The following is a 3938-nucleotide window of genomic DNA, read 5'->3' as shown; positions in this document are numbered from 1 at the left end:
AGATCCGCGAGGCGCTGGTGCAGGCGCGTGACGAATGGCTGCGTCTGCTGCGCGGCCTGCGTGGCCCCGGCAGTGCCGAGGGCCGCAGCGCGTTGGCGCGATCGAGTGAAGCCTTGCTGGACATCTTCGATCGCCTGACCGCCAGTTATGAACGCAGCCTGCAGGTGATCATGGGCTGATCACGCGGCCAGCTTCTCGACATGCGCATGGCGCGTGTAGAGGAAGTCGATCACCGCCTTGCGGGCATGCACATAGGTCGGGTCTTCGGCCAGCGCCACACGGTCGCGCGGGCGGTCCAGCGTGACCGGCAGGATCTCGCCAATCGTGGCCGACGGCCCGTTGGTCATCATCACGATGCGGTCCGACAGCAGTACCGCCTCGTCCACGTCGTGGGTCACCATCACGACGGTGCTCTTGGTGCGGGCCACGATCTTCAGCAGCTCGTCCTGCAGCTTGGCGCGGGTCAGCGCATCCAGCGCGCCAAACGGCTCGTCCATCAGCAGCACCTTGGGTTCCATCGCCAGCGCGCGGGCAATGCCCACCCGCTGCTTCATGCCGCCGGAGATCTCGTGCGGGCGCTTGTGCGTGGCGTGGCCCATGCCTACCAGTTCCAGCGCCGCTTCGGTGCGTTCCTTCAGCTTGGCCTTGGGCTCGGCACCGCCGAAGACCCGCTCGACTGCCAGGTAGACATTCTCGAAACAGGTCAGCCACGGCAGCAGCGAATGGTTCTGGAACACGACGGCGCGCTCCGGGCCGGGCGCGTTGATCTCCTTGCCGTCGCAGATCAGCACGCCTTGCGTGGCTTTCAGCAGGCCGGCGATCAGGTTCAGCAGCGTGGACTTGCCGCAGCCCGAGTGGCCGATCAAGGTGACGAACTCACCCTTGTGGATCGCCAGGTCGATGTCGCGCAGCGCCTGGAACGGGCCCTTGCGCGTCTGGAACGTGACTTCGGCGGACTGGACTTCGATGAACGGTTTCATGATCGTGATCCTTTGGGTTCAGTCGTATGAAAAACGCTTGGCAAGCAGCATCAGGAACTGCTCCAGCAAGAGGCCGACGATGCCGATCACGAAGATCGCGATGATGATGTGCTGCACGTTCAGGTTGTTCCACTCGTCCCAGACCCAGAAGCCGATGCCCACGCCGCCGGTCAGCATCTCGGCCGCGACGATCACCAGCCAGGCCGTGCCCACCGACAGGCGCACGCCGGTCAGCATGTAGGGCAGCACCGAGGGGAACAGGATCCTGGTGATGACCTTCCATTCGGACAGGTTCAGCACCTTGGCCACATTGAGGTAGTCCTGCGGCACGCGCTGCACGCCGACTGCCGTGTTGACCACCATCGGCCAGATCGAGCAGATGAAGATGGTCCAGATCGCCGCCGGGTTGGCGCTCTTGAAGACCAGCAGGCCGATGGGCAGCCAGGCCAGCGGCGAAACGGGCTTGAGCAGGCTGATCAGCGGCGAGACCATGCGGTTGATGAACTCGAAGCGGCCGATGATGAAGCCCAGCGGAATGCCCACCGCGGCTGCCAGCCCGAAGCCCACGGCCACGCGCTCCAGCGAGAACAGGCTGTTCCAGCCAATGCCCTGATCGTTCGGCCCCTTGCGGTAGAACGGGTCGGCGAACAGCTGCACGGCAGAGTCCCAGGTCTGCAGCGGCGTCGGGAAGGTGGTCGACTTGATGGTCAGCAGCGCCCAGATGCCGATCATCAACCCGAGGCCCAGCACCGGCGGCAGCACCCGCAGCCAGACGGCCCGCCAGTCGATGGACAGGCGTTGTCGCCGCGGTGCCGGGGTGCCGGGGAGGGTGGCGGGCGCTGCCTTGGCGGCGGCATCAGTCGGCGCGACCGGTGGGGTCGCACTGCTGCTCAGAGGGCTGTGGAAAACGGCACTGACCATGGTGATCTCCTGGGGTGCGGGTGGAGCGGGCGGGGGCTGGCGGCGCGGGACGGGCTCAGGCGCGCACGGCGAAGCTGTCGGCGTACTTCTTCGGGTCCTTGCCATCCCAGACCACGCCGTCCATCAGCTTGGAACTGCGCAGCGGGTCCTTGGGCACGCTGATGTTCAGCGCCGAGGCGGCCTGCTTGTAGAGCTCGATCTGGTTGATCTGCTTCGCGGTGGCCAGGTAGTCCGGGTGCTCCTTCAGCAGGCCCCAGCGCTTGTGCTGGGTCAGGAACCACATGCCGTCGGACAGGTACGGGAAGTTCACCGCGCCGTCGCTGAAGAACTTCATGTAGTTCGGGTCGTCCCAGGTCTTGCCCAGGCCGTTCTGGTAGCGGCCGAGGATGCGCTGGTTGATCGCGTCCACGCTGGTGTTGACGTAGGACTTGTCGGCGATGGTGTCGGCCATCTTGTTCTTGTTGGACAGGCTGGCGTCGATCCAGCGGCTGGCCTCCAGCACGGCCATGACCACGGCGCGCGCGGTATTGGGGTACTTCTTGACGAAATCCGCCGTGGTGCCCAGCACCTTCTCCGGATGGTCCTTCCAGATGTCCTGCGTGGTGTTGGCGGTGACGCCGATGCCGTCGATGATGGCGCGGTGGTTCCATGGCTCGCCCACGCAGAAGCCGTCCATGTTGCCCACGCGCATGTTGGCCACCATCTGCGGCGGCGGCACGGTGATGACCTTGGCGTCCTTCATCGGGTTGATGCCCGCCGAGGCCAGCCAGTAGTACAGCCACATCGCGTGGGTGCCGGTGGGGAAGGTCTGCGCAAAGGTGTATTCGCGCTTGTCCTTGGCCATCACCTTGGCCAGGCTGGGGCCGTCCACAGCGCCGGCGTCGGCCAGCTTCTTGGACAGGCTGATGGCCTGGCCGTTGTTGTTCAGCGTCATCAGCACGGCCATGTCCTTCTTGGGGCCGGTCTCGCCCAGGTGCACGCCGTAGACCAGGCCGTAGAGCACGTGGGCCATGTCCAGCTCGCCGTTGACCAGCTTGTCGCGCACGCCGGCCCAGCTGGCTTCCTTGCTGGGGATGATCTTCACGCCGTACTTCTTGTCGAAGCCCAGCACCGAGGCCATCACGATGCTGGCGCAGTCGGTCAGCGGAATGAAGCCGATCTTCACTTCCTCCTTCTCCGGCTTGTCCGAACCTGCCGCCCAGGCGCCGCCCGGCAGGCTGCCGGCCCCCACGCCCATGGCGCCGATGGCGGCGGCCGAGGCGGCCTGCAGCACCTTGCGGCGCGACAGCTCGGGCTGGGCGGCTTCCAGGCTGTGGTGGTTCAGCAGCGGGTGTTCGGGGCGGGGTTCCGGGGTGCGCTCGGCGGGGTACATGCGGGCAATTCCTTCAGCAGGCGGACAACAGACAGAACAGACGGTGAAACCGACAGGCGAAAAAAAAGCGCCCGACGACAGGGCTGCTAAGCCATGTCGGTCGGACGCCTTTGTCCAGGAAACCTAGCCCCTGTTGGCTTCGGTCCTCTCGGTTTCTACAACTTGATCATTGCCACTCGTCGTTGAGCGGCGCATGTCTACATGCAAGCGATGTGCCAGCCAGGCTTCAGGTCGTCTTGCCCGGTGAGCGAGGCCCTGCACACAGGTACCTTTTGAATTCCGCACCAAGAACGGCGGCCCAGCAGCGTGCGCTGCACCAATTGCCTGCACCAAAGCCGAGCGAATCGGCGGTCCGGTTCTCAAGGAAACGCCGAGCCGCCCCAAGTTTCCTTGACCCCCTCGGGGGGCCTGGCGCGAAGCGACAGGTCTGGGGGTGCTCAGGAAAACAGGTCGGCCAGTTCCAGCAGCCGGCGCGAGATCTCGGCAATCGTCTGGCCCTGGTTCATCGCCGTCTTGCGCAGGCGCGCGTAGGCCTGCGGTTCCTCCAGGCCATGGCGCTGCATCAGCAAGGCCTTGGCGCGGTTGACGATCTCGCGCTCGGCCAGTTGGCCCTTGGCGGCCGCCAGCTCGGTGCGCAGCTGCTGCTCGTGCTCGAAGCGGGCGAT

At 65.6% G+C, this 3938-nt stretch carries 4 protein-coding genes; all 4 read right to left on the bottom strand.

Features of this window, described 5'->3' with window-relative positions; translation table 11 throughout:
* Positions 1 to 179 precede the first annotated feature (179 nt).
* Complete coding sequence (locus tag FKP22_RS23425; protein ID WP_141290082.1) at positions 180 to 980, bottom strand: ABC transporter ATP-binding protein; 801 nt, start codon at positions 978 to 980, stop codon at positions 180 to 182.
* An 18-nt stretch (positions 981 to 998) separates the two neighbouring features.
* The gene (ntrB, locus tag FKP22_RS23420; RefSeq protein ID WP_141290081.1) at positions 999 to 1901 is read right to left on the bottom strand and encodes a nitrate ABC transporter permease; all 903 of its coding nucleotides are present in this window, start codon (positions 1899 to 1901) and stop codon (positions 999 to 1001) included.
* 55 nt (positions 1902 to 1956) lie between these two features.
* Positions 1957 to 3273 (bottom strand): CmpA/NrtA family ABC transporter substrate-binding protein, encoded by a 1317-nt coding sequence (locus FKP22_RS23415; protein ID WP_141290080.1) that lies wholly within the window; start codon positions 3271 to 3273, stop codon positions 1957 to 1959.
* 437 nt (positions 3274 to 3710) lie between these two features.
* Positions 3711 to 3938: ANTAR domain-containing response regulator (locus tag FKP22_RS23410; RefSeq protein WP_170201036.1), on the bottom strand; the 228-nt coding region annotated here is incomplete at its 5' end.

Origin of the sequence: Ideonella azotifigens (assembly GCF_006519715.1) — a bacterium.
GTDB lineage: Bacteria > Pseudomonadota > Gammaproteobacteria > Burkholderiales > Burkholderiaceae_C > Ideonella > Ideonella azotifigens.
This window is presented reverse-complemented; position numbering and strand designations above follow the sequence as displayed.

What these genes read in the sequence shown, in the direction of transcription:
- FKP22_RS23425 (WP_141290082.1), bottom strand. Translation starts at nt 980, where the DNA reads ATGAAACCGTTCATCGAAGTCCAGTCCGCCGAAGTCACGTTCCAGACG.
- ntrB (WP_141290081.1), bottom strand. Translation starts at nt 1,901, where the DNA reads ATGGTCAGTGCCGTTTTCCACAGCCCTCTGAGCAGCAGTGCGACCCCA.
- FKP22_RS23415 (WP_141290080.1), bottom strand. Translation starts at nt 3,273, where the DNA reads ATGTACCCCGCCGAGCGCACCCCGGAACCCCGCCCCGAACACCCGCTG.